Here is a 22371-nt window from a genome sequence, read left to right as displayed (position 1 = left end):
CCCGGCCCGACGCCGTTCCGCCCCAGGGCGGAGGGCCCGCGGCGGGCCCTCCCACCCCGGGCGGTGCCGCGCGGGTCGGGCCCCGGCTACCGTGGTCGGGTGCACCGGCTCACCCGTCTGCCCGTGTGGGCGCAGGACCTCGTGACCGCGCTCGCCGCGGGCCTCGTGTGGTTCGGGGTCATCACCGTGATGGAGAGCGGCGACTACTGGTATCCCCGCCACCCCGAGTCGTACCGCGTGGCGGGGCTGTGGATCGTCCTGACCCTCGCCCTGCGCCGCGTCGTGCCGGGGCCGCTCTTCTGGGCGACGGCGATGCTCTATCCCCTCGCCCTGCCGTGGCCCACGCAGACGCCGTTCGAGCTCCTCCCCCTCCTGGTCGCGGGGTTCGCGGCGACCCGCTCGGGCGCCGTCCCGTGGGCGCTCGCCGGCCTCGCGGGCGGTCTCTCGGCCTTCGCGACGCAGCTGTGGGAGCGCCCGCACCTGACGTTCCCCCCGACTCCGTTCTTCCCGCGATGGTTCGGGCTCGCCCAGTCGCCGTCGGACGTGCTCCTCGCCCTCGCCCTCGTCCTGGGCGCGGTCGCGGCGGGGTTCTTCTTCCGTCGCCTCGCGCTGACGTCCGACCGGCTGCGCGAGCGCAACGCGGAGCTCCAGGCGCTCCAGGCGGAGCTGGCCGAGCGCGCGGTGCTCGCCGAGCGCACGCGGATCGCGCGCGAGCTGCACGACGTCGTCGCGCACCACATGTCCGCGATCGTCGTGAGGGCGCAGGCCGCGGACCGCGTCGCGGCGAACCAGCCCGACGCCCCGGCCGAGGCCGTGCGCTGGATCAGCGACGAGGGCAAGCAGGCGCTGACCGCGATGCGCTCGGTCGTGCAGGTGCTGCGCCGCGGCACCGAGGCCGACGGCGGGACGGCGGCGCTCGCGCCGACGCCGGACGGCACCCGCGCGCCCGACGAGCTCCGCGCGGCCGCGCGCCGACTGCGCGACGCGGGCCGCGCCGTCGACCTCACGCTCCCCCGCCCGTGGCCGACGACGAGCGCCGAGACCGGCCTCGCCGTCGTCCGCATCGCCCAGGAGGCCCTGACCAACGTGCTGCTCCACTCGCTCGCCCGCGGCGTCACCGTGACGCTGACCGACGACGCCCCCGACCTGCGCCTGCGCGTCCACGACCCCGGCCCTCCCCTCCCGAGAGCCGAGGGGCGCCAGGGCCATGGGCTGACCTCCATGCGCGAGCGCGCGCTCGCCGCTGGGGGCGAGCTGTCCGCCGGACCGGACGGGCGCGGCGGCTGGACCGTCGAGGCACGCATCCCCCGGGAGGCCGCGTGACCGCCCTCGCCCCGGGCGCCGACGGGACCGGCGCCGCGCTCCCCCCGGTCCGCGTCGTCGTCGTGGACGACCAGTCGACGATCCGGCTCGGCCTGCGGATGATCCTCGACAACGAGCCGGACGTGACGGTCGTGGGCGAGGCCGGGGACGGCGAGACCGCGGTGACCATGGCGCGCGCCCTGCGCCCCGACGTCGTGCTCATGGACGTGCGCATGCCGCGCCTCGACGGCATCGAGGCGACCGCGCGCATCGTCGCGGACCCCGAGCTCGCCGACGTGCGCACGCTCGTCCTGACGACCTTCGACGACGACGAGTACGTGTACGGCGCGCTGCGCGCCGGGGCGGCCGGGTTCCTCCTCAAGGACGCGGACCCGCAGACGCTCGTCGACGCCGTGCACCGCGTCCGCGCGGGCGACTCGCTGCTCGACCCGGCCGTCACCGGGCGCATCATCACGACGTACGTCGAGCTCGCACGGACGGCGCCGCTCGGGCCGGACGCTGCCGCGACCCGCGCGCCCGTGACCGGGCTGGACGCCGCGACGCCCCGCGAGCGCGAGGTGCTGCTCGCCGTCGCGCGCGGGCTGTCGAACCGCGAGATCGGCGCGGAGCTGCACCTCACCGAGGCGACCGTGAAGAGCCACGTGCGGTCGCTGCTCACCAAGGTGGGGCTGACCAACCGCGTGCAGCTCGTCATCCTCGCCTACGAGGCCGGTCTCGTGCGCCCTGGTGGCAGCTGACCCGGGAGCCGTCACGCCTCCGGTGGCAGACCCTCCATGAGGTGCTCGAACGCCGCGACGATCCGCCACATGTCACCGAGCAGGACCTCGATCCGCTGCTCGAAGCCGTCGCCCGCGTAGACCCACGTCTCGTGGGAGGCGTCGCGGCGGTGGAGGGAGAGCACGAGCTCGGTCGCCCGCCACTCGTCCCTCCGGTCGCCGCCCGGGGGTGCGTGCTCGGCCAGCGCCGCGACAGGGACCGCGATCTCGGCGCTGACGTGCTTGCGGTCGTGCGGATGGTCGCTCTCCTCGTGCACCACGGCGCACCACGGCGGGCAGTCGTCCACCTGCCAGGACGGCCTGCGGAGCGGCGAAACCCCCACTGCTGATCCCCCTGTCGTGCCGTCGAGCACGTCGGTCATGCCGTTCACCTCCCCCGGGCGACGCCGACCATGATGCCCGGCGCGTCCGACACGGCCGACCGTGCGGTCAGGGAGCCGGTGGACGGAGCAGCGACACGGGGTCCGTCTCCAGACGTTCGGCGAGCTTCTCGACCGAACGAAGGGTCAGGTTGCGCTCGCCGCGCTCGATCCCGCCCATATAGGTGCGGTGCACCCCCAGGAACTCGGCGAAGTCCTCCTGGCTCATCCCCCTGCGGACCCGGAGGGCCCGCAGGTTCTCACCCAACGCACGTTGAAGATCTCCTTGCACGCGTGCAACCGTCGCCCAGCGCTACTCGTCGGTCTACAGACTTATGGGTATCAACCCGTCCCTGAACAGCTTCCCATGCTACCTATAGATAGCACACGTCGAGCGGCCGCGAGCGCGCCGGAGCCCGACGGCGGAAGGGGACTCGCGCCGTCGGGCTCCGGGTTCTCGTGGGGTCGGACCCTGTCGCTGGTCGCGTCAGCCGGCCGCCACGGTCTCGGCAGGCGGGGTCGCCGCCTGCCCGTCCTCGGCGCGCGCGACCTCGTGGGCCGCGAGACGCTCCGCGCGCACGACCTCGCGGCTGCTGCCGCGGTAGGCCGCGACGAGGATGTCGCGCATGTCCTCCAGGACCGGCATCCGCGGGTTCGCAGGTGCGCACTGGTCCTCGAACGACCGGAGCGCGAGGTCGTCCAGGCGGCTCAGGAACGCCGTCTCGTCGACGCCCTGCGCGGCGAACGTGGGCTCGATGCCCACCTTGGCGCGCAGCTCCTCGACCGCCTTCGCGTACGACTCGACGCCCTCCTCCGGGGTGGAGGCCGGCAGGCCGAGGTGCTTGGCGATCTCCTGGAACCGCTCGGGGGCCACGTAGCGCTCGTACTTGGGCCAGCTCGTGAGCTTGGTGGGCACCTGGCCGTTGTAGCGGATCACGTGCGGCAGGAGCACCGCGTTGGTGCGCCCGTGCACGAGGTGGAACGTCGAGCCCACGGTGTGCGCCATGGCGTGCACGATGCCGAGCATCGCCGAGCCGAACGCCATGCCCGCGATGGTCGCCGCGTTGTGCATCTTCTCGCGCGCCTTCGGGGCCGCCGCACCCTGCGTGACCGAGTCCTCGATGTGCTCGAAGACCATCTTGATCGCCTGGAGGCACAGCCCGTCGGTGAAGTCGTTCGCGTAGACGGAGACGAACGCCTCGGTCGCGTGCGTCAGGGCGTCGAAGCCCGAGTCGGCCGCGAGCTTGGCCGGCATGGTGTCCGTCAGGACGGGGTCGACGATCGCGACGGTCGGGGTGAGCGCGTAGTCCGCGAGCGGGTACTTGAAGCCCGTCTCCGGGTCGGTGATGACCGCGAACGGCGTCACCTCCGCACCGGTGCCCGACGACGTCGGGATGCACACGAGCTTGGCCTTGCCGCCGAGCTCCGGGAACTTGTACGCGCGCTTGCGGACGTCGAAGAACTTCTCGCGCATGTCGGAGAACTCGATCTCCGGGTGCTCGTACCGCAGCCACATGACCTTGGCCGCGTCCATGGGCGAGCCGCCGCCGATCGCGATGATCGTGTCGGGCTCGAAGTCCCGCATCGACTCCGCACCGCGGTTCACGGTGCCGACGCTCGGCTCCGGCTCGACCGCGTCGATGATCTGGATCGCGACCTTCTCCTCACGGCGGGCGAGGACGTCGAGCACGCGGTCGACGACGCCGATGCGGCTCATGACCTTGTCGGTGACGATCGTGACGCGGTGCACGTCGCGCATCTGCGCGAGGTACTGGATCGAGTTCGGCTCGAAGTACGTCTTGGCGGGCACCTTGAACCACTGCATGTTGTTGTTGCGCCGCCCGATCCGCTTGACGTTGATGAGGTTGACCGCCGACACGTTGTTCGACACCGAGTTCGCGCCGTAGCTGCCGCACCCGAGCGTGAGCGACGGGAGCAGCGCGTTGTAGATGTCGCCGATCCCGCCGAGCGAGGTCGGGCTGTTCCACAGCACGCGCACGGCCTTGACCCGCGAGCCGTACCGCTCGACGAGGTCCTGGTCGGCCGTGTGGATGGCGGCCGAGTGGCCCAGGCCGTCGAGCTCGACCATGCGCTCCGCGAGGCGGACGCCGTGCTCGGTGTCGCGCGCCCGCAGGACGGCGAGGACGGGCGTGAGCTTCTCGCGGCTCAGCGGCTCGGCGGGGCCGACGTCGTCGATCTCCGCGAGGATGATCGACGTGTCGTCGGGGACCTCGAAGCCGGCCTCGCGCGCGATCCAGACGGGCGACTTGCCCACCACCTTCGGGTTGAGCTTCGCGCCCGCGCAGTTCGTCCCGTTCGCCTCCACCCCGAAGATGAGGCGCTCGAGCATCGCCTTCTCGGCGGGTGTCGCGCGGTAGGCGTGCAGGCGGGCCAGCTCGCGCATCGCGTCGTCGTAGATCACGTCGTCGAGGATGAGCGCCTGCTCCGACGCGCACACCATGCCGTTGTCGAACGCCTTCGACATGACGACGTCGTTGATCGCACGACCGAGGTCGGCGCTCTTCTCCACGTAGGCCGGGACGTTGCCCGCGCCGACGCCGAGCGCCGGCTTGCCGGCCGAGTAGGCCGCGCGAACCATGCCGTTGCCGCCCGTCGCGAGGATGAGCGCGACGCCCGGGTGGTGCATGAGCGTGTTGGTCGCCTCGATCGACGGGTGCTCGACCCACTGGATGCAGTCGTCGGGTGCGCCGGCCGCCACCGCGGCGTCGCGCACGATACGGGCCGCCTCGACGGACGAGCGCTGCGCGCTCGGGTGGAACGCGAACACGACGGGGTTGCGCGTCTTGAGCGCGATGAGGGACTTGAAGATCGTCGTCGAGGTCGGGTTGGTCACCGGCGTCACGGCGCACACCACGCCGACGGGCTCGGCGATCTCGACGACGCCCGTGAGCTCGTCACGGCCGATGATGCCGACCGTCTTGAGGTTCGCCATCGAGTTGGGCACGTGCTCGCACGCGAAGATGTTCTTGGTCGCCTTGTCCTCGAACACGCCGCGCCCGGTCTCGGCGACGGCCAGCTGCGCGAGGTGGCCGTGCTGGTGCAGGCCCGCGACGGACGCCTTGAGGACGATCCGGTCGACGTCCTCCTGCGTGAGGCTCATGTACTGGTCGAGCGCCTTGCGGGCTCGCTCGACGAGGACGTCGATCTCCTGCGTCGTGCGGGTGTCCTCGGTGCGGTTCTCGACCTTCGTGCCGGCGCTCTTCGCGCTCATGCGTCCCCTCCGGTGCCCGGGCGGGCCGGGCGTCGGGCCGCGGGTGCTGCCGGGGCCGGATTGCCCCGGCTCCTTCAGCGGTCTCTCTACTTGTGAATGTTTTCACAAGGCACGCTGCCCGACAAGGCCGGACGGCCGTTCGGGGCCCAAGGTCCCGGTCACCCGGTGACCTCCGCACCACCGCCCGCACCGCCGTAGGGTGGGGGACCATGACCGCCGAGCAGACGACGAGCCCTGCGCCCGCGCCCCAGAACCCCGCCGAGACCGCGCTCCCTGACGACGGCGCGCCCCACGACCCGTACCTCTGGCTCGAGGCCGTCGAGGGCGACGAGGCGCTCGCCTGGGTCCGTGCGCGCAACGCCGAGGTCGCCGACACGCTCGAGGTCGCCGAGGAGTTCACCACGACGGAGCGCGCGATCCGCGAGGTGCTCGACTCCGACGCCAAGATCCCCGAGGTCTCCAAGATCGGGGACCGGTACTACAACTTCTGGCGCGACGCCCAGCACGAGCGCGGCCTCTGGCGCCGTACGACGCTCGAGTCCTACCGCACGGACGACCCCGAGTGGGAGACCGTGCTCGACCTCGACGCGCTGGCCGCGGCCGAGGGCGAGTCGTGGGTCTGGCACGGCGCGAGCGTCCTGCGCCCGACCCCCGAGCAGCTCGCCGCGGGCGAGCCGTGGCGGCACGCGCTCGTCGAGCTCTCCCCCGGCGGGTCGGACGCCGACGTCACGCGCGAGTTCGACCTCGTCGAGAAGCGGTTCGTCGCCCCCGCGGACGGCGGGTTCTTCCGCGCGGAGGCCAAGGGCTCGCTCGGGTGGATCGACACCGACACCGTCTACGTCTTCACCGACTTCGGCGAGGGCACGCTCACGCCGTCCGGGTACCCACGAGTGGTCAAGCGCTGGACGCGCGGCACCCCGCTCGACGACGCCGCGACCGTCTACGAGGGCACCGACGAGGACATGTACATCTCCGCCTGGCGCTCGCACACGCCCGGGTTCGAGCGGGACTTCGTCCACCGCTCCAAGGCGTTCTACTCGGACGAGCTCTACCTCGCCCAGCACACCGGCACGCCCGAGCAGCGCCTGACGAAGATCGACGTGCCCGACTCGGCCGAGGTCGGGGTGCGGCGCGAGTGGCTGCTCGTCGAGCTGCGCGACGACTGGACCGTCGGCGGCGCGACGTACCGCGCGGGCTCGCTGCTCGTCGCGCGGTTCGACGACTTCCTCGCGGGCGACCGCGGCTTCACCGTGCTCTTCGAGCCGACGGCGACGACGTCGCTCGCCGGCGCGACGTGGACGCGCCACCACCTCGTGGTCAACGTGCTCGACGACGTGAAGAACCGCCTGCACGTGCTCACGCCGCCGGACGCCGCCGCGCCCGGAGGTGACGGGACCGCCGTCGGGCAGGAGACCGCCGACGCGCCGTGGGTGCGCTCCGAGATCCCCGGCCTGCCGGAGCTTGGCACGGTGGCCGTCGGGGCCGTCGACCCCGTCGACACCGACGACCTGTGGCTCGTCACGACCGACTACCTCACGCCCACGACGCTCTCGCTCCTGTCGCTCGGCGAGCGGCCGGGCACCGCGGGTGCACCGGAGGTCGTCAAGTCCAACCCCGCGTTCTTCGACGCCGACGGCATGACCGTCGCGCAGCACTTCGCCACGTCCGACGACGGCACGCGCGTGCCGTACTTCGTCGTGGGTCGCGCGGACCTCGTCGAGGGCGCGGGCGACGGTGGCGCGGGGACCGCGCCGACGCTGCTGTACGGGTACGGCGGCTTCGAGATCTCGCTGACCCCCGCCTACTCCGGCGCGCTCGGCCGTGCCTGGCTCTCGCGCGGCGGCGTCTACGTCGTCGCGAACATCCGCGGCGGCGGCGAGTACGGCCCGGCCTGGCACCAGGCCGCGCTCAAGGCGAACCGGCACCGCGCGTACGAGGACTTCGCCGCCGTCGCGCGCGACCTCGTGGCCCGCGGGATCACGAACCACGAGCACCTCGGCATGGAGGGTCGCTCCAACGGCGGCCTGCTCGCGGGCAACATGCTCACGCAGTACCCCGAGCTCTTCGGCGCCGTGATCGTCGGCGTCCCGCTGCTCGACATGCGCCGGTACACCAAGCTCCTCGCCGGGGCGTCGTGGGCCGCGGAGTACGGCGACCCGGACGACCCGGAGCAGTGGGAGTTCCTCCGCACGTTCTCGCCGTACCACCTGTTCGACGCCGAGCGCGAGTACCCGCCCGTGCTGTTCACGACGTCGACCAAGGACGACCGCGTCCACCCCGGCCACGCGCGCAAGCTCGCCGCGAAGATGCTCGGCGAGGGCAAGGACGTCACGTACTACGAGAACATCGAGGGCGGCCACGGCGGCGCGGCGAACAACGCCCAGGCCGCGCACATGGCCGCGGTGCACTACCGCTTCCTCGCCGAGCGCCTCGGCTGACGCCGGCTCAGGAGTCGTCGTCCGCGCCGACGGGGACCAGCACCACCTCGTCGGCGTGGATCACGATCTTCTCGTCCGGGCACACCGGCCCGTCGACGACCTCCTCGGCGCCCGACGCCCGCACGACGGTCACGTCACCCGGCGTGCAGCCGTAGTCGAGGAACACGACCCCACCGCCCCCGTCGACCTCTGACTCCTCGTCCCCGGTCCGGACGGTCACGTCCTCACCGCTGTCGTTGGCGACCTCCAGGTCCCCGCCGCCGTCGCACGCCGACAGCACCGCCCCCGCGCAGACGACCGCGACCGCAACGGTCCACGCACGCCCGTACCGACGACCGCTCATCTCTTCCCCCCGCGCTCGACCGACGTCTCGTCGGCAACCTACCGCCGTCCGAGCACCGCGATCCGGGCCGACGCGAGGATGTTCCGGGAAGTTCCTGCGCCCGCCCCGCACGCCGAGGTAGACCCGTGGTCTGCCGAAGTAGAGCCCTGGTTCGCCGAAGTAGAGCCGTGGTTCGCCGAAGCAGAGCCATGGTTCGCCGAGGTAGGAGTCTGGTCGGCCGAGACAGAACCGTGGCCACCGTGCCTGACGGCGATCCGTCGCTCGTCCCGCCGTCACCACCCGGCGTGCTCGTGCCCGACGACGGCCGGACACCCGCCGTCGTCGGCGTCGCCACCCAGAGGTGACGGAGTCGCGGATGGCGACCTGGTCCCTCGGCGAGGCCCGCAGCGGCGAGGCTCCCGAAGCTGACCGACACAGCGGGCAGTCGCCCGAGGCGAGCACCGATCAGGGCGCGACGAAGCCGGTCGGGGTGGGTGGTGGTGCCGCGTCGTGGCGGGCCTGGCGGGAGCCGCGAGGAACGAGCGGCGGATGGAAGACGCGGCACCACCACCCACCCCGACCACCCAGGCCAACCACACGCCGTCGGGCACAAGAACCACGGCTCTACCTCGCGCCACCACGGCTCTACCTCGGCGGACCACGGCTCTACCTCGGCGGACCACGGCTCTACCTGGGCGGACCTCGGCTCTACCTCGGCGGACCACGGCTCTACTTCGGCAGGCCCGGGTCTTCCCTCGGCAGGCGTGAGGTCAGGAGTGCGGGACCGTCGCGGTGATGAGGGTGCCGTCGTCGCGGCGGTTGCCGGAGAGCGCGCGCAGGCTCGGGCGACCGGGCTTCACCGGGCCCTGACCGTCGAGCGTGATGCGCGCGACCTCGCCCGGGACGACCTTGACCTTCTCGCCGCGCACGGTGACCTGTGCGCCGTCGCCGGTCTCGGCGTCCAGCTCGATCGCGTCGGGGAGCACGGTGACGCGCAGGCGCGATCCGTTCCACTGGACCCGGAACGTCAGCGACTCCCAGTCCTGGGGAAGGCGCGGGTCGAAGCTCAGCTCGCCGTCGGAGTCGCGCATGCCGCCGAACCCGCACGCGAGCGCGGACCACGTGCCGCCCGCGGAGGCGACGTGCACGCCGTCGGCCGCGTTCGCGTGGAGGTTCGCGAGGTCGACGAACAGCGACGACACGAAGTACTCGAGCGCGAGCTCGTGGTACCCGACCTCGGCCGCGACGATCGACTGGACGACGCCCGAGAGCGTCGAGTCGCCCGTGGTCAACGGGTCGTAGTACTCGAAGTCGGCGAGCTTCTCCTCCGCGGTGAAGTGCTGGCCCTGGAGGAACAGCGCGAGCACCACGTCGGCCTGCTTGAGCACCTGGTAGCGGTAGATGACGAGCGGGTGGTAGTGCAGCAGGAGGGGGCGCTTGTTCGCGGGGGTGTGCGCGAGGTCCCAGATCTCGCGCTCGAGGAAGTGCGAGTCCTGCGGGTGGATGCCGATGCTCTCGGCGTACGGGATCGACATGTGGTCGGCCGCACGGACCCACTCCGCCGCCTCGTACGCGCCGAGCCCGAGCCGGTCCACGAGCAGCGCGTAGTCCTCGGGGTGCTCGGCCTTCATGCGCTCGACGACGATCGCTGCCGCGCGAAGGTTGAACCGCGCCATGACGTTGGTGAAGAGGTTGTCGTTGACGACGGTCGTGTACTCGTCGGGGCCGGTCACGCCGTGGATGTGGAAGTTGTCGTCGCCGTTCGCGCGCCAGAACCCCAGGTCCTCCCACATGCGCGCGGTCTCGACCAAGATGTCCACGCCCTCGCGGCGCAGGAAGTCCACGTCGCCCGTCGCGCGCACGTACTGCACGAGCGCATAGCTGACGTCGGCGTCGATGTGGTACTGCGCGGTGCCCGCCGCGTAGTAGGCGGACGCCTCCTCGCCGTTGATCGTGCGCCAGGGGAAGAGCGCGCCCTTCTGCGAGAGCTCGGCCGCGCGCCGCCGGGCGGCGTCGAGCATCTGGTAGCGGAACCGCAGCGCGTTGCGCGCGTACCGGGGGCTCGTGTACGTGAGGAACGGCAGGACGTAGATCTCGGTGTCCCAGAAGTAGTGCCCGCTGTACCCGGAGCCGGTGAGCCCCTTGGCGGGGACACCGTTGCCCTCGGCGCGCGCGGTCGCCTGGGCGAGCTGGAACAGGTTCCAGCGCACGGCCTGCTGGATGCCGGGCTGGCCGGGGACCTCGACGTCGGAGCGCGCCCAGAAGTCGTCGAGCCACTCGCGCTGGAGCGCGACCTGGCCCTCGACGCCGGTCTCGCGCGCGCGGTCGAGCGTGCGGCGGCAGCGGTCGACCAGCTCGCGCGACGGCACGCCACGCGAGGTGTGGTACGCGACGAGCTTGGTGAGCCGGATCGGCCGGCCGGGCTCCGCGTGGACGCGGAACACGTGCTTGGCGAGGTCCTCGTCCACCTGCGTCCGGACGTCCCACTCGTTCTCGGTCTCGAGCAGGTCGTCCGCCGCGACGGCGAGCGTCATGCCCGAGTTCGTGGCGCGGTAGGAGAGCACGAGCCGCTCGTCGTCGCCCCACTGGGACTGCGGCTGGAGCACCCGACCGGAGAACTGGTCGGTCTTGCGCGGGTCGAACCCCTCGCCGAGCGACGCGGAGCGCACGTGGTACTCGTCCTGGCCGTCCTGCCGGTTGAGGACCTGCGACGAGATCGCGACGGGTGCCGCGGCGTCGAGCAGCGTGACCTCGAACGTCATGATCGCCAGGTGGCGCTCGACGAACGACACCATGCGCTCGGAGCGGATCTGCACGCGCTTGCCCGACGGCGTGCGCCACATCAGCTCGCGGCGCAGGACGCCGTCGCGCAGGTCGAGCGACCGCTCGTAGTCCACGAGGTCGGCGACGGGCAGCAGGAGCGGCTCGTCGTCGACGTACAGCCGGATGACCTTCGCGTCGGGGACGTTGACGATGGTCTGGCCGACGCGCGCGAACCCGTACGCCTCCTCGGCGTGGCGGATCGACCACGTCTCGTGGAACCCGTTGACGAACGTGCCGTGCGAGTGGGACTCGCGCCCCTCCTCGACGTTGCCGCGCATGCCGAGGTAGCCGTTCGCGACGGCGAAGAGCGTCTCGGTCACGCCGAGGTCCTCTGCGGAGAACTGCGACTCGACGAGCCGCCACGGCTCGGCCGGGAAGCGCAGGCGGTCCACGGTGCTCTGCTCGTCGGCGGTCTTGCGGATCACGCGCTCTCCTCGTCGGGTCGTGCGGTCGTGGTCGACGCCGCAGCGATGCGCGGGCGGTCGAGGACCGTCGCGTCCAGCTCACCCAGGTCGGTGACGACGACGTCGGCCCCGTGGGCTCGCAGCGCGTCGGCGCCCACGCCGCGGTCGACGCCGAGCACGAGCCCGAAGTCCCCGGCGGCGCCCGCCTGGACGCCCGAGAGCGCGTCCTCCACGACGATCGCCTCCGCGGCCGGGACGCCGAGGAGCTGCGCCGCGTAGAGGTACGTGTCGGGGGCCGGCTTGCCGGCGATGTGCTCGCGGGCCGCGACGTTCCCGTCGACGACGACCGCGAACCGGTCGGCCAGGCCCGCCGCCGCGAGGACCGCGGGCGTGTTGCGCGACGACGACACGACCGCGACGGCGGCGCCCGCCCCGGTCACGGCGTCGAGGAAGCGCACGGAGCCCGGGTAGGGCGTGATGCCCTCGTCGGCGAACATGCGGTTGACGATCTCGTCCTTGCGGTTGCCGAGCGCGCACACCGTGCCCTCGCCGGGCGCGTCCGTGACCTCGCCGCGCGGCAGCTCGACGCCGCGCGACGCGAGGAACGTCGCGACGCCGTCGTACCGAGGCTTGCCGTCGATCGACGCGAAGTAGTCCGCGGCGGTGTACGGGGCGAGGCCGTGCGCGGCGCTGTAGGGCGCGAACAGCCGTTCCCAGGCGCGCATGTGGAGCTCGGCGGTGGGCGTGAGGACGCCGTCGAGGTCGAACAGCACGGCTCGCAGCAAGGGCATGGGGGTCCTTCGCGGTGAGGGGAACGGGGTCGGCGCGGGGACACGACCGGGCCGTCCGGAGAGCCGGGGCGCGGCCGTCCGCACGTCGCCGTCGTGACCGCCGCGCGAGGTCAAGCGTACGCACGACGAGCGGTGCGCGGGAAGCCGCCGAGCCGACGCCCAGGTGGCGCTCAGGCGTGGGCGCGCTCCGCCAGGACGTCGGCGACGCGGCCGAGGTTCGCGAGGAGGGCACGATGCTCGTCCGGGGTGCCTGCGACGCCGCGCCCGGGCCCGCCGTCGGCCGTGCGCGCGGCGCCCAGGAGCGTCACGTCGTCGAGCGCGGCGAGCGGGAGCCCGATGCGGCGCCACGGCACGCTCACCGCGTCGGCGAGCTCGCCCAGCGCGGGCCCGGCGCACTGCGAGACCTTCGCGGGCGGCAGCGCGGCCCAGAGGCCGACGCCCCGCTCGACGGCACGGGCGACGGTCTCCCACAGGCGCTCGTCCCACGCGCCGAGCGCGAGGCCGACGGCGTCCGCGCCGGCGAGCACGACGGGCGCCACGCCCACCCACGCCGGACCGAGGTGCACGACCGTCGACGCCGACGCGGCGCGCGCGGCGTCGAGCACGGGCCGCAGCCCGTCCACGAGGTCCGGGCCGGGGACCGCGCGCAGGCGCGAGAAGCCCGAGAACGACGGGAGCACGCCCGTCCCGACCTGGGCGAGCAGCGGCTCGTCGACCTGCACGACGACGTCCGCTCCGGGGACCTGCCGGCGCACCTGCGCGACGTGGTCGCCCACGGCCACGGCGAGCGCCTGGACGACCTCGCGCACCGCGCCCGGGTCGGACAGCACGCGGTCGCCGCGCGCCAGGTAGAGCTCGGCGGCGAGCGTCCACGGCCCGGTGACGGTCACGGCGAGCGGCCCCGAGTACCCCGTGCCCGCGATGGCGAGCGCCTCGAGGTCCTCGCGCAGGTACGCGTCCGCCCGGCGCAGGTCCGCGCCCCCGTGGTCCGCGAGCTTCCACCCGTGCGGTCCCAGCTCGACGGGGAGGCCGGGCAGCAGCGCGGCCGTCCGCCCGGTCGCGTCCGCGCCGGGACCGCGCCCCGGGAGCTGGACGAGGAACGGCACCCCGCGCACGCCCGTCGGGACCTCGGCGAGGTCACCGAGCACCGTGAGCTGCGCCTCCAGCACGTCCGCGCCCTCGCCGCCGGGCCACGGGCCGAGCCCGCTCACCGCGGTCATGCCGCACCCCCGTGCGAGCCCTCGCTCGGGGCGCCGACCGCCCTCTCGTCACGAACCACGTGCCGACCACCTCTCTCCAGGAGCACACTGGGAAACCGAGCCGTGCCGCGACCCCGCCGGGGTCCGGGGGCCGCGCGGCCGCCGAGCACGAGGGTGTGCGGAAGGGCTCCGACATGGGCACGCACGAGAACAAGGCCACGGCGGTCGCCGTGCACACGCGGGCGATCCCCGGCAACCACGGCGACGCGCTCGCGACGCTGCTGGCGCCCGGGTTCCGCAACCACGACACGTCGCCCGGCTGCGACGGCGGCGCGGACGCCCTCCTCGCGACGATGCACTGGTACGACGAGGCGTTCGAGGACCAGCGCGTCGAGATCCTGCACGCGGTCGCCGAGGGTGACCTCGTCGCCCTGCACGTCGAGCTCAGCGCGCGGCACACCGGGTTCTTCCGCGGCGTCGCCCCGACGGGACGCCGGTTCCGCGTGCGCGAGATGCACGTGCTCCGGTTCGCCGAGGGCCAGGAGGCCGAGCACTGGTGCGTGCGCGACGAGTCCGCGCTCGTGCGCGCGCTCGCTCACCCCGCGCCCGTCGGCGTCGGCTGAACGGCCGGTCGCGCCGCGGCGCGGTAGGCCCGATCCACCGTCGCCTGACCGAGCACGCGCGGGCCGGCGTAGACGACGAGCGACTGCCCGGCGGCGACGCCCCGCAGCGGCGTCCCCGTGAGCTCGACCTCCATCGCGTCGCCGACGGCCCGGACCCGGGCCGCGACCGGGGCGCCGTGCGCGCGGACCTGCACCTCGACGTCGGCCTGCTCCCCCGCCGCCGGGCGGGCGTCGTCGAACCAGACGGCCGCGCCGGCCTCGATGCGGTCGACGCTCAGCAGCTCGACCGGCCCGACGACCACGCGGTTGCTCGCGGGCTGCACGTCGAGCACGTACCGCGGACGACCGTCCGGTGCGGGGCGGTCGATGCCCAGGCCCTTGCGCTGGCCGACCGTGTACGCGTAGGCGCCGTCGTGCTCGCCGAGCACCGTCCCATCGGCGTCGACGATCTCGCCCGGCCGCGCGCCGAGGCGGTCGCGCAGGAAGCCCTGGGTGTCGCCGTCGGCGACGAAGCAGATGTCGTACGAGTCGGGCTTCGCGGACACGGACAGCCCGCGGCGGGCGGCCTCGGCGCGCACCTCGTCCTTCGACACGAAGTCCCCGAGGGGGAACAGAGCACGGGCGAGCCGCTCGGGACCCATGACCGCGAGGACGTAGGACTGGTCCTTCGCCGTGTTCGGCGAGCGGTGCAGCTCCCGCACGGTGCGCACCCCGCCCGGGACGGACGCGTCGGCCTCCTCGCGCGTCACGACGCGCGCGTAGTGGCCCGTCGCGACGGCGTCGAAGCCGAGCGCGGTCGCCTTGTCGAGCAGCGCCTCGAACTTGATGTGCTCGTTGCACCGGACGCACGGGTTGGGCGTGCGGCCCGCCTCGTACTCCGCGAGGAAGTCGGCGACGACCGTGTCCTCGAACCGCTCCGAGAGGTCCCACACGTAGTACGGGATGCCGAGCACGTCGGCCGCGCGCCGCGCGTCCCCGGCGTCCTCGATCGAGCAGCACCCGCGCGAGCCGGTGCGGAACTGGTCTCGGTTGCGCGACAGCGCCATGTGGACGCCCACGACCTCGTGCCCCGCCTCGACCGCGAGCGCCGCGGCGACGGCGGAGTCGACGCCGCCCGACATGGCGGCGAGCACCCTCACGCGGCACCTCCCGCACGGCTGGGGACCGCGGTGCGCGACGGGCCGGACGCGAGGCCCGCGGCCCGCGCCCGCTCGACGGCGGGGGGCAGGGCGTCGAGGAGGCGCGCGACGTCGTCGGGCGTGGACGTGACGCCGAGCGTGAACCGCAGCGCGCCCCGCGCGTCCTGCTCGGGCACGCCCATCGCGAGCAGCACGTGCGACGGCTGCGGCACGCCTGCCTGGCACGCGGAGCCCGTCGAGGCCTGGACGCCCGAGGAGTCGAGCAGGTAGAGGAGCGAGTCGCCCTCGGCCCCGGGGAACGTGAAGTGCGCGTTGCCGGGCAGGCGCGCGGCGTCGTGGTCGGCAGGCTCGGGGCCGCTGAGGAGCGCGTCCGGGACGCGCTCGCGCACACCCGCGACGAGCTCGTCGCGCAGGGCCGCGAGGTGGGCGGCGCGCTCCTCACGGCGAGCGACGGCCTCGGCGACCGCGACGCCGAACGCGCGGATCGCGGGCGCGTCGAGCGTGCCGGAGCGCACGCCGCGCTCCTGGCCGCCGCCGTGCAGGACCGGGGTGAGCGGGGCGTCGCGGCGCGCGACGAGCGCGCCGACACCGACCGGGCCGCCGAGCTTGTGCCCGGACACCGTCATCGCGTCGAGGCCGCTCGCCGCGAAGTCGACGGGGACCTGGCCGACCGCCTGCACCGCGTCGGAGTGCACCGGGATGCCGTGGGGGCGCGCGAGCTGCACGACCTCCTGCACGGGCTGGAGCGTGCCCACCTCGTTGTTGGCCCACATGACGGAGATGAGCGCGATCTCGTCCGCGTGCTCCGCGATCTCCGCGCGCAGCGCCGCGAGGTCCACGCGTCCCTCGCCGTCGACGGGCAGCAGGACGATCTCCGCGCCGGCGTGCTCGGCCATCCAGAACGCGGGGTCGAGCACCGCGTGGTGCTCGACCGCGGACACGACGATCCGGAGCCGGCGCGGGTCCGTCGTGCGCCGCCCCCAGAACAGTCCCTTGATCGCGAGGTTGTCCGCCTCGGTGCCCCCCGCGGTGAACACCACCTCGCTCGGGCGCGCGCCGAGCGCCGCGGCGATCGACTCGCGCGCCTCCTCGACCGTGCGGCGGGCGGCACGCCCCGCCGCGTGCAGCGACGACGGGTTGCCGGTGCGCGACAGCTCGTCGACGAACGCCTCGCGCGCCGCCGCGGAGAGCGGCGTCGTGGCGGCGTGGTCGAGGTACGCGGCCGCCGCGGGGACGGGGCCGGAAGGGTGGGTCACGATCACCCAGTCTACGGAGCACCGCAGCGCTCGCGGTCCGAGGAGTGGGCGGCGCTGGACTTCCCGGCGAGAAGCGCTAGGTTGTGGGAGGTCTGCGCCCGGCAGTCGCCGGGCGCTCGTCCCGGTCGCAGGACCGCCGTCGCGCGCCACACGTCGCCGCGGGACGGGCAACGTGCCGAGGACGAGACCGCCCAGCCACCGACAGGGGAAGTGGCATCTCGATGCCCGACGACGCCGCACCGCCCGCCGTCGAGGCCGCCGGGGACGTCCCGGTCGCCTCGGGCGGCGGCCGCCTGCTCTGGGGAGACCTGCCGCTCGCGCTGCGCGACGAGCTGGAGGCCGTCGCCGGCGGGCGGGTCGTGCAGGAGCGCTCGATCCCGTCCGGGTTCAGCCCCGGCCTCGCGTCCGTCCTCACGTTCGACGACGGCACCCGCCTCTTCGTCAAGGCGGCCCGGACCGCGGACGAGCCCGTGGCGGCCAACCTCCACCGTGCCGAGGCGAAGGTCGCGACGCGGCTGCCGCGCGCGGTCCCCGCCCCGCGCTTCGCCTGGGGCCACGGGGACGGCGACTGGATCGCCCTCGCGTTCGACGTCGTCGACGGGCACGTGCCCGCCACCCCCTGGGACCCCGACGAGCTCGACCGGGTCCTGACCACGCTCGCCCGCGTCGCGGCCGTCCCGGGAGCCCGCTCGATGCGCCTGCCGCCGACCGGGCCCGACTTCGCCGACATGGCGACCGGGTGGCGCGCGCTCCGTGCGGACCCCGACCCACGCCTGCCTGCCGTGGCGCCCTGGGCGGCCACGCACCTCGACGCGCTCGCCGAGGCCGAGCGAGGGGCGCTCGTGGCGTGCGAGGGCGAGTCGTTCGTGCACGGCGACCTGCGCGCCGACAACGTCCTGCTCACGCCGGAGAAGGTGTACCTCGTGGACTGGCCGCACGCCTCGCGCGGCGCGGCCTGGCTCGACCTCGCGATGTTCCTGCCCAGCGTCGTCATGCAGGGCGTCGTCGGCGTGTGCGAGCCGGTCACGGTGAGCGCCGACGCGGCCCGCCGCGCGCGCGGCGGCGCGTGGGCGGCGTCGACCTTCGCCGCGCACCCCCTCGGTCGCGACGTGCACCCCGCCGACCTGCGCTCGGTCGTCGCCGGGATCGCGGGGTACTTCCTGCACTCCGCCCGCAAGCCCGCCGTCCCGACGATCCCCCGCTTGCGCGCGTTCCAGCGCGCCCAGGGCGTCGCGGCCGTCGCCTGGCTGGAGCACCTCGGTCTCTGAGAGCCCCTTCCGCGGACGAGGGAGGGGCCCGGCGCCGTCGCGGCGCCGGGCCCCTCCGTCGATCGGGAGACGTCAGTCGCGCCAGACCTGGACCACGGACGGGCGCGGGCCCGCGAAGGCACCCGTCGGCACCGGGGCACCCGGCGTCAGGTAGTCGGGGAAGTACGACGCCTGCGCGTCGAACGACCCGTCCTCGCCGGGGTGCTGGACCGCCACGTAGACCATGCGGTCCGTGGAGTCCACGAGGGGCCCGCACGTCTCGGCGCCTCGCGGCACCGAGAGGAACTGCTCGACGCGCCCGCGCTCGCGGCCGTCGAGCGTGACCTTGAACAGCCCGTCGCACTTCTGGATCGTGCTCGGCTGGCCGTCGGTCGAGATCCAGAGGTTGCCCTCGGCGTCGAACGCGAGGTTGTCCGGGCAGGAGATCGGGGAGACCTTGTCCTTCGGGTAGCCCGAGAAGTAGGTGGAGGTGTTCGTGGCGGGGTCGCCCGCGACGAGCAGGAGGTTCCAGCGGAACGTCAGCGCCGCGGCGTCGTCGCGGTCCTCGACGATCTCCACCACGTGGCCGTCGCGGTTCGTGTTGCGCGGGTTCGGCTCGGTCGCGGCCTCGGCCGCCGCCGGCCCGCGCGAGGTGTTGTTGGTGCACGCGACGTAGACCCGACCCGTGACCGGGTTCGGCTCGACGTCCTCAGGGCGGTCCATCTTCGTCGCCCCGACCTTGTCCGCCGCGACGCGCGTGTAGACGAGGACCTCTTCCAGGCTCATGCCCGCGACCTGGCTGCGACCGTCGAGGACGAGCGGGACCCACTCGCCGCGGCCGTCGAACGCGCCGTCGGACGGCACCGCGCCCGACCCGTCGATCTCGGACGCGGGCGAGTCGCCGCGGAACCGCGCGACGTACAGCGATCCCTCGGTGAGCAGCGTCTTGTTGTGACGACGCGCCGACTCGCTGTTCCCCGGGCGCATCGTGCGCGAGGAGACGAACTTGTACACGTAGTCGAAGCGCTCGTCGTCGCCCATGTACGCGACCGCGTTCCCGCGGCGCGAGAGGATCACGTTGGCGCCCTCGTGCTTGAAGCGACCGAGCGCGGTGTGCTTCACCGGAGGCTCGTCGGGCGCGTACGGGTCGATCTCGACGATCCAGCCGAAGCGGTTGGGCTCGTTCTCGTACCCGGGGTTGCGGGCGTCGAAGCGCGGGTCGTCGAGCTCCCAGCCGTAACCCGTCGCGGCGTCGCGCAGGCCGTAGCGCGCGTCGTGGCCCGTGCCGGACGTGCGGAAGTAGCCGTTGTAGTTCTCCTCGCCCGAGAGCACCGTGCCCCACGGGGTCGTGCCGCCCGCGCAGTTGTTCAGCGTGCCCAGCACGCGCGTCCCCGACGGGTCCGCGACGGTCTTGACGAGGTCCGAGCCGGCCGCGGGTCCGGTGAGGCGGAACTCGGTCGTCATGTGCACGCGGCGGTTGTACCGGCTGTCGGCCACGTAGTCCCACGGCGTGCCCGTCCGACGGCGGCGCACCTCGACGACGGACATGCCGTGCGCGGCACGCTCGATGGCGCGGCGGGTCGCGGCGTCGTACGAGGCGTCGAACATGATCGCCGGGTTCGTGTACTCGTGGTTCGCGACGAGCAGGCCGCGCGTGCCGCGGCCCGGGCCCTTGCCCCGACCCTGCGCGCCGGCGAGGGCGTGCTGGCGCTCGAACGGCAGGATGTCGAGGTAGTCGTTGTTGTAGCCGAACTGCCGGGCCTGGGCCTCGGGCGTCTGGCGCGCGACGTCGAACGGCCGGGCGCCGCGCAGGATCGGGTCGCCCCAGCGGATCACCGGGCGCCACCGGTAGCCCTCGGGCACGACGAACGCGTCGCGCGCGGCGGGCTGGGGCGAGATCGCGCCGAAGGCCAGGCCCTTCTGCGGACGGCCTCCGCCGTGGCCGCCGCCGTGGGCGGGCAGCGCCTGGGCCGCGGCGGGCGGGGCGCCGACGGTCTGCGCGCCGAGCACGACGGCCGCGGCGCCGACCGCGAGCCCGCCCAGCAGGGCGCGGCGCGACATCGCGCCCGCGACGACGTCGCGGAACGTCTCGTTGGCGCTCTCGTTGGGGACCGGGTGCGAGCACGCGTCAGCGCACTTCAGCCGGCAGGTGACGGGGCTGCGCTTGCCGCGCGCGTGCGGCGCGACGGAGAGCAGCGGGCGATGCTCGGGGGCAGGCGTGATCGTCATCGGTCGTCTCCACAGGTCGGGGGGCTTCCCCGTCACCGGGGAGTCGGCCCGACGCTAGGAACGGTCGATGACCGGCCGGCCACCACCCGGAGGACGCCGGGTGAATTCTCGGCACCGGCTGTCCGCCACCCGAGCGGGGGGCATGCGGACGGACCGGCACTCGCATACCGGGGGGCGGCGCCGTCAGGCGCGCGCGAGCGTCCCGGCGACGACCGTCACGACGGCGACGCCGACCGCACGGGACACCTGGGGTCAGCGAGCCGGTCGGCGAGGTTCGACCGCTCGTCCTCCCACCAGGCCGTCGGGCCCTAGCCCTGGGACGCCCGGTGCTCGCGCAGCACCTCGGCCGCCTGGGGCAGCACGTCCGCGAGGTCGCCGACGACCGCGAAGTCGGAGATCTCGAACAGCGGGCACTCGGGGTCGTTGTTCACCGCGACGATCACCTGCGAGGCCTGCATGCCGCCGCGGTGGTGCGGGGCGCCGGAGATGCCCGCGCCGATGTACAGCCGCGGCGCGACGGTCACGCCCGTCTGCCCGACGAACTGGTCGTGCCAGCCCTCGTACACGGCGTCGCGCGTCGCGCCCACGGCCGCGCCGAGCGCGTCGGCGAGCTCGGTGACGGGACCGAAGTCGCCGTTGGTGCCACGGCCCCCGGCGACGACGATCGCGGCCTCGCCGAGCGCCGGGCGACCCGCGCCGGCCGACTCGTCGACCGTGCGGGACACGACGCGCGCCGCGGTCGCGGCGGGCGAGAGCTCGAGGCGCAGCGCGCCGACCTCGGTCGCCACGGCGGCCTCCGCAGGCTGCGGCACGACGGAGTTCGCGCGCAGGGTGAGCACGGCGGGGTCGGTGACGATCTCGCTGCGCACGTCCCAGGACCCCGCGAAGACGCGCTTGTCCGCGACGAGGTGCGTGCCGCCGTCGGTCAGCGCGGACGCGTCGACGACGAGGCCCGCGTCGGTGAGGAACGCGAGACGCGCGGCCGCCTCCTTGTTCGGGAAGGACGACGTGAGCAGGACGGCGTCCGCGTCGGACGCGCGCGTCGCGGCGGCGAGGACCTCGGCCACGACCGGCGTCAGGTGCAGCGCGTCGCCGGTCACGACCTCCCCGCCCGACGACGGCTCGGCCTGGCGCACCAGCGCGACGCCGTAGGCGCCGAGCTGGGCGAGCACGTCGACGCTCGGCGCCTCCAGGGCGACGGCCTCGACGCGCCCCAGCGAGCGGCCGACGGTGATGAGCTCCAGCACGGGCGAGCGCAGCTCGGTGCCGGCGGAGTCGAGGAGGACGAGGACGGTACGGGTCCCGGGGGTGCTCATGTGCGGACGCCTCTCAGACCAGGTCGTTGCGGATGAGGAACTCGGCCAGGGCGCGCCCGCCCTCGCCCTTGTCGACGACGATCTCGGCGTCGGGGCGCGGCGGACGAGGCGACGCGTCGGTCACGCGCGAGCGCGCGCCGGCGTCGCCGACGAGCGCCGGGTCGACGCCGAGGTCGGCGAGGCTCCACGCCTCCACCGGGCGCGTGCGCGCCGCCATGATGAGCTTGAAGTTGGGCATGCGCGGGTCGTTCGCGTGGTCCGTCACGGACACCACGGCGGGGAGCGGCGCCTCGAGGACTTCCCGGGCGCCGTCGAGCTCGCGCGTGACGCGCGCGGTGCGCGCGCCCGGCTCGCCGTCGACCTCGAGCTTCCCCGCGAGCGTGAGCTGCGGGAGCCCGAGCTCCGCGGACAGGAGCGCGGGGACGACCGAGCCGAGCCCGTCGAGCGCGGCCATGCCGGTGACGACGACGTCCACCGGTGCCTCGTCCGCGAGGCGGCGCACCGCGGCGGCGAGCACGCGCGCGGTGCCGAAGTAGTCGGAGCCCGCGACGGCGTCGTCGCTCACGCGCACGCCACGGTCCGCGCCGAGCTGGTACGAGCGGCGCACCGCGCCGTCGGCGTCGGGCCCGGCCACCGTGAGGACGATCACCTCGCTGGTCTCGCGCTCCGCCTCCGGCAGCGCCTCCTTGAGGCGCAGCGCGGCCTCGACCGCGTTCTCGTCGAGCTCGTTGAGCGTCCCCTCGTCGGCCCGGCGCACGACGCGCCCGCCCTCGAAGCCCCGGTCGGCGTGGATGTCCGGGACGTACTTCACGGCGACGACGATCCGCATCGGCTGCTCTCCCTGTGCGCTGGGCGGTCGGCCGGAGAGGTTCCCGGCCCGCTCGGGGAAGCCTA

Annotated in this window: 17 protein-coding genes; 5 read left to right on the top strand and 12 right to left on the bottom strand. The window is 74.0% G+C overall.

What is annotated here, in order from left to right:
* The first annotated feature begins 99 nt into the window (after window positions 1-99).
* Both CCE02nite_RS09420 and CCE02nite_RS09415 read left to right on the top strand, forming a co-directional pair.
* Window positions 100-1323 carry a sensor histidine kinase gene (locus tag CCE02nite_RS09420; RefSeq protein ID WP_141389379.1) on the top strand — a complete coding sequence of 408 codons (1224 nt, stop codon included), beginning with the start codon at window positions 100-102 and terminating at the stop codon, window positions 1321-1323.
* Entirely contained in the window at window positions 1320-2060 is a 741-nt protein-coding gene (locus tag CCE02nite_RS09415) for a response regulator (protein WP_255318756.1), read from the top strand. The genes CCE02nite_RS09420 and CCE02nite_RS09415 overlap by 4 nt, the downstream gene beginning before the upstream one ends.
* A gap of 11 nt (window positions 2061-2071) precedes the next feature.
* Here the strand turns inward: CCE02nite_RS09415 and CCE02nite_RS09410 are convergent, their stop codons facing one another.
* From CCE02nite_RS09410 to adhE, 3 genes are all read right to left on the bottom strand, one after another.
* Window positions 2072-2461 carry a DUF6907 domain-containing protein gene (locus CCE02nite_RS09410; protein WP_141389378.1) on the bottom strand — a complete coding sequence of 130 codons (390 nt, stop codon included), beginning with the start codon at window positions 2459-2461 and terminating at the stop codon, window positions 2072-2074.
* 67 nt (window positions 2462-2528) lie between these two features.
* Window positions 2529-2750, bottom strand: coding sequence for a helix-turn-helix domain-containing protein (locus tag CCE02nite_RS09405; protein ID WP_141389377.1), 222 nt, complete (start codon window positions 2748-2750; stop codon window positions 2529-2531).
* 195 nt (window positions 2751-2945) lie between these two features.
* Window positions 2946-5690, bottom strand: a complete 2745-nt coding sequence (adhE, locus tag CCE02nite_RS09400) for a bifunctional acetaldehyde-CoA/alcohol dehydrogenase (protein WP_141389376.1) — start codon at window positions 5688-5690, stop codon at window positions 2946-2948.
* A 209-nt stretch (window positions 5691-5899) separates the two neighbouring features.
* Between adhE and CCE02nite_RS09395 the strand changes: the two genes are divergently transcribed.
* On the top strand, window positions 5900-8128 hold the full coding sequence (locus tag CCE02nite_RS09395) for a prolyl oligopeptidase family serine peptidase (protein ID WP_141389375.1): 2229 nt from the start codon (window positions 5900-5902) through the stop codon (window positions 8126-8128).
* A gap of 7 nt (window positions 8129-8135) precedes the next feature.
* Here CCE02nite_RS09395 and CCE02nite_RS09390 read toward each other — a convergent pair whose 3' ends face one another.
* The 4 genes from CCE02nite_RS09390 to CCE02nite_RS09375 all read right to left on the bottom strand — a co-directional run bounded on the left by CCE02nite_RS09390 (window position 8136) and on the right by CCE02nite_RS09375 (window position 13688).
* Window positions 8136-8471, bottom strand: coding sequence for a hypothetical protein (locus tag CCE02nite_RS09390; RefSeq protein WP_141389374.1), 336 nt, complete (start codon window positions 8469-8471; stop codon window positions 8136-8138).
* A 749-nt stretch (window positions 8472-9220) separates the two neighbouring features.
* A complete protein-coding gene (locus tag CCE02nite_RS09385) occupies window positions 9221-11698 on the bottom strand; it encodes a glycoside hydrolase family 65 protein (RefSeq protein ID WP_141389373.1) in 2478 nt (825 codons plus the stop codon).
* Entirely contained in the window at window positions 11695-12468 is a 774-nt protein-coding gene (locus CCE02nite_RS09380; protein ID WP_141389372.1) for an HAD family hydrolase, read from the bottom strand. Before CCE02nite_RS09380 ends, CCE02nite_RS09385 begins: the two co-directional genes overlap by 4 nt.
* A gap of 170 nt (window positions 12469-12638) precedes the next feature.
* Window positions 12639-13688, bottom strand: coding sequence for a uroporphyrinogen decarboxylase/cobalamine-independent methonine synthase family protein (locus CCE02nite_RS09375; protein ID WP_141389371.1), 1050 nt, complete (start codon window positions 13686-13688; stop codon window positions 12639-12641).
* Between the two features lie 173 nt (window positions 13689-13861).
* Between CCE02nite_RS09375 and CCE02nite_RS09370 the strand changes: the two genes are divergently transcribed.
* Entirely contained in the window at window positions 13862-14290 is a 429-nt protein-coding gene (locus CCE02nite_RS09370; protein WP_141389370.1) for an ester cyclase, read from the top strand.
* Here the strand turns inward: CCE02nite_RS09370 and mnmA are convergent.
* Complete coding sequence (gene mnmA, locus CCE02nite_RS09365; protein WP_141389369.1) at window positions 14263-15429, bottom strand: tRNA 2-thiouridine(34) synthase MnmA; 1167 nt, start codon at window positions 15427-15429, stop codon at window positions 14263-14265. The two genes, CCE02nite_RS09370 and mnmA, sit on opposite strands and share 28 nt — an antisense overlap.
* On the bottom strand, window positions 15426-16685 hold the full coding sequence (locus tag CCE02nite_RS09360; RefSeq protein WP_174774905.1) for a cysteine desulfurase family protein: 1260 nt from the start codon (window positions 16683-16685) through the stop codon (window positions 15426-15428). The genes mnmA and CCE02nite_RS09360 overlap by 4 nt, the downstream gene beginning before the upstream one ends.
* Before the next feature lie 221 nt (window positions 16686-16906).
* Between CCE02nite_RS09360 and CCE02nite_RS09355 the strand changes: the two genes are divergently transcribed.
* The gene (locus tag CCE02nite_RS09355) at window positions 16907-17953 is read left to right on the top strand and encodes an aminoglycoside phosphotransferase family protein (protein WP_141389368.1); all 1047 of its coding nucleotides are present in this window, start codon (window positions 16907-16909) and stop codon (window positions 17951-17953) included.
* A 72-nt stretch (window positions 17954-18025) separates the two neighbouring features.
* On the opposite strand, the gene CCE02nite_RS09350 is transcribed toward CCE02nite_RS09355, so the two are convergent.
* From CCE02nite_RS09350 to CCE02nite_RS09340, 3 genes are all read right to left on the bottom strand, one after another.
* The gene (locus CCE02nite_RS09350; RefSeq protein ID WP_141389367.1) at window positions 18026-20161 is read right to left on the bottom strand and encodes a PhoX family protein; all 2136 of its coding nucleotides are present in this window, start codon (window positions 20159-20161) and stop codon (window positions 18026-18028) included.
* Between the two features lie 308 nt (window positions 20162-20469).
* Window positions 20470-21477: an electron transfer flavoprotein subunit alpha/FixB family protein gene (locus CCE02nite_RS09345; RefSeq protein ID WP_141389366.1), complete on the bottom strand. Its 1008-nt coding sequence runs from the start codon at window positions 21475-21477 to the stop codon at window positions 20470-20472.
* Between the two features lie 13 nt (window positions 21478-21490).
* Entirely contained in the window at window positions 21491-22306 is an 816-nt protein-coding gene (locus tag CCE02nite_RS09340) for an electron transfer flavoprotein subunit beta/FixA family protein (RefSeq protein ID WP_141389365.1), read from the bottom strand.
* Window positions 22307-22371 lie beyond the last annotated feature (65 nt).

Origin of the sequence: Cellulosimicrobium cellulans, from assembly GCF_006539945.1 — a bacterium.
GTDB classification, from domain to species: Bacteria; Actinomycetota; Actinomycetes; order Actinomycetales; family Cellulomonadaceae; genus Cellulosimicrobium; species Cellulosimicrobium cellulans.
The sequence above is the reverse complement of the archived record's forward strand: the minus strand, read 5'-3'. Positions and strand labels throughout refer to the sequence as shown.

Bases quoted from the DNA above. Each gene is read 5' to 3' on its own strand.
- CCE02nite_RS09410 (WP_141389378.1), bottom strand. From the start codon at position 2,461: ATGACCGACGTGCTCGACGGCACGACAGGGGGATCAGCAGTGGGGGTT.
- adhE (WP_141389376.1), bottom strand. From the start codon at position 5,690: ATGAGCGCGAAGAGCGCCGGCACGAAGGTCGAGAACCGCACCGAGGAC.
- CCE02nite_RS09395 (WP_141389375.1), top strand. From the start codon at position 5,900: ATGACCGCCGAGCAGACGACGAGCCCTGCGCCCGCGCCCCAGAACCCC.
- CCE02nite_RS09390 (WP_141389374.1), bottom strand. From the start codon at position 8,471: ATGAGCGGTCGTCGGTACGGGCGTGCGTGGACCGTTGCGGTCGCGGTC.
- CCE02nite_RS09380 (WP_141389372.1), bottom strand. From the start codon at position 12,468: ATGCCCTTGCTGCGAGCCGTGCTGTTCGACCTCGACGGCGTCCTCACG.
- CCE02nite_RS09375 (WP_141389371.1), bottom strand. From the start codon at position 13,688: ATGACCGCGGTGAGCGGGCTCGGCCCGTGGCCCGGCGGCGAGGGCGCG.
- CCE02nite_RS09370 (WP_141389370.1), top strand. From the start codon at position 13,862: ATGGGCACGCACGAGAACAAGGCCACGGCGGTCGCCGTGCACACGCGG.
- CCE02nite_RS09355 (WP_141389368.1), top strand. From the start codon at position 16,907: ATGCCCGACGACGCCGCACCGCCCGCCGTCGAGGCCGCCGGGGACGTC.
- CCE02nite_RS09350 (WP_141389367.1), bottom strand. From the start codon at position 20,161: ATGACGATCACGCCTGCCCCCGAGCATCGCCCGCTGCTCTCCGTCGCG.
- CCE02nite_RS09345 (WP_141389366.1), bottom strand. From the start codon at position 21,477: ATGAGCACCCCCGGGACCCGTACCGTCCTCGTCCTCCTCGACTCCGCC.
- CCE02nite_RS09340 (WP_141389365.1), bottom strand. From the start codon at position 22,306: ATGCGGATCGTCGTCGCCGTGAAGTACGTCCCGGACATCCACGCCGAC.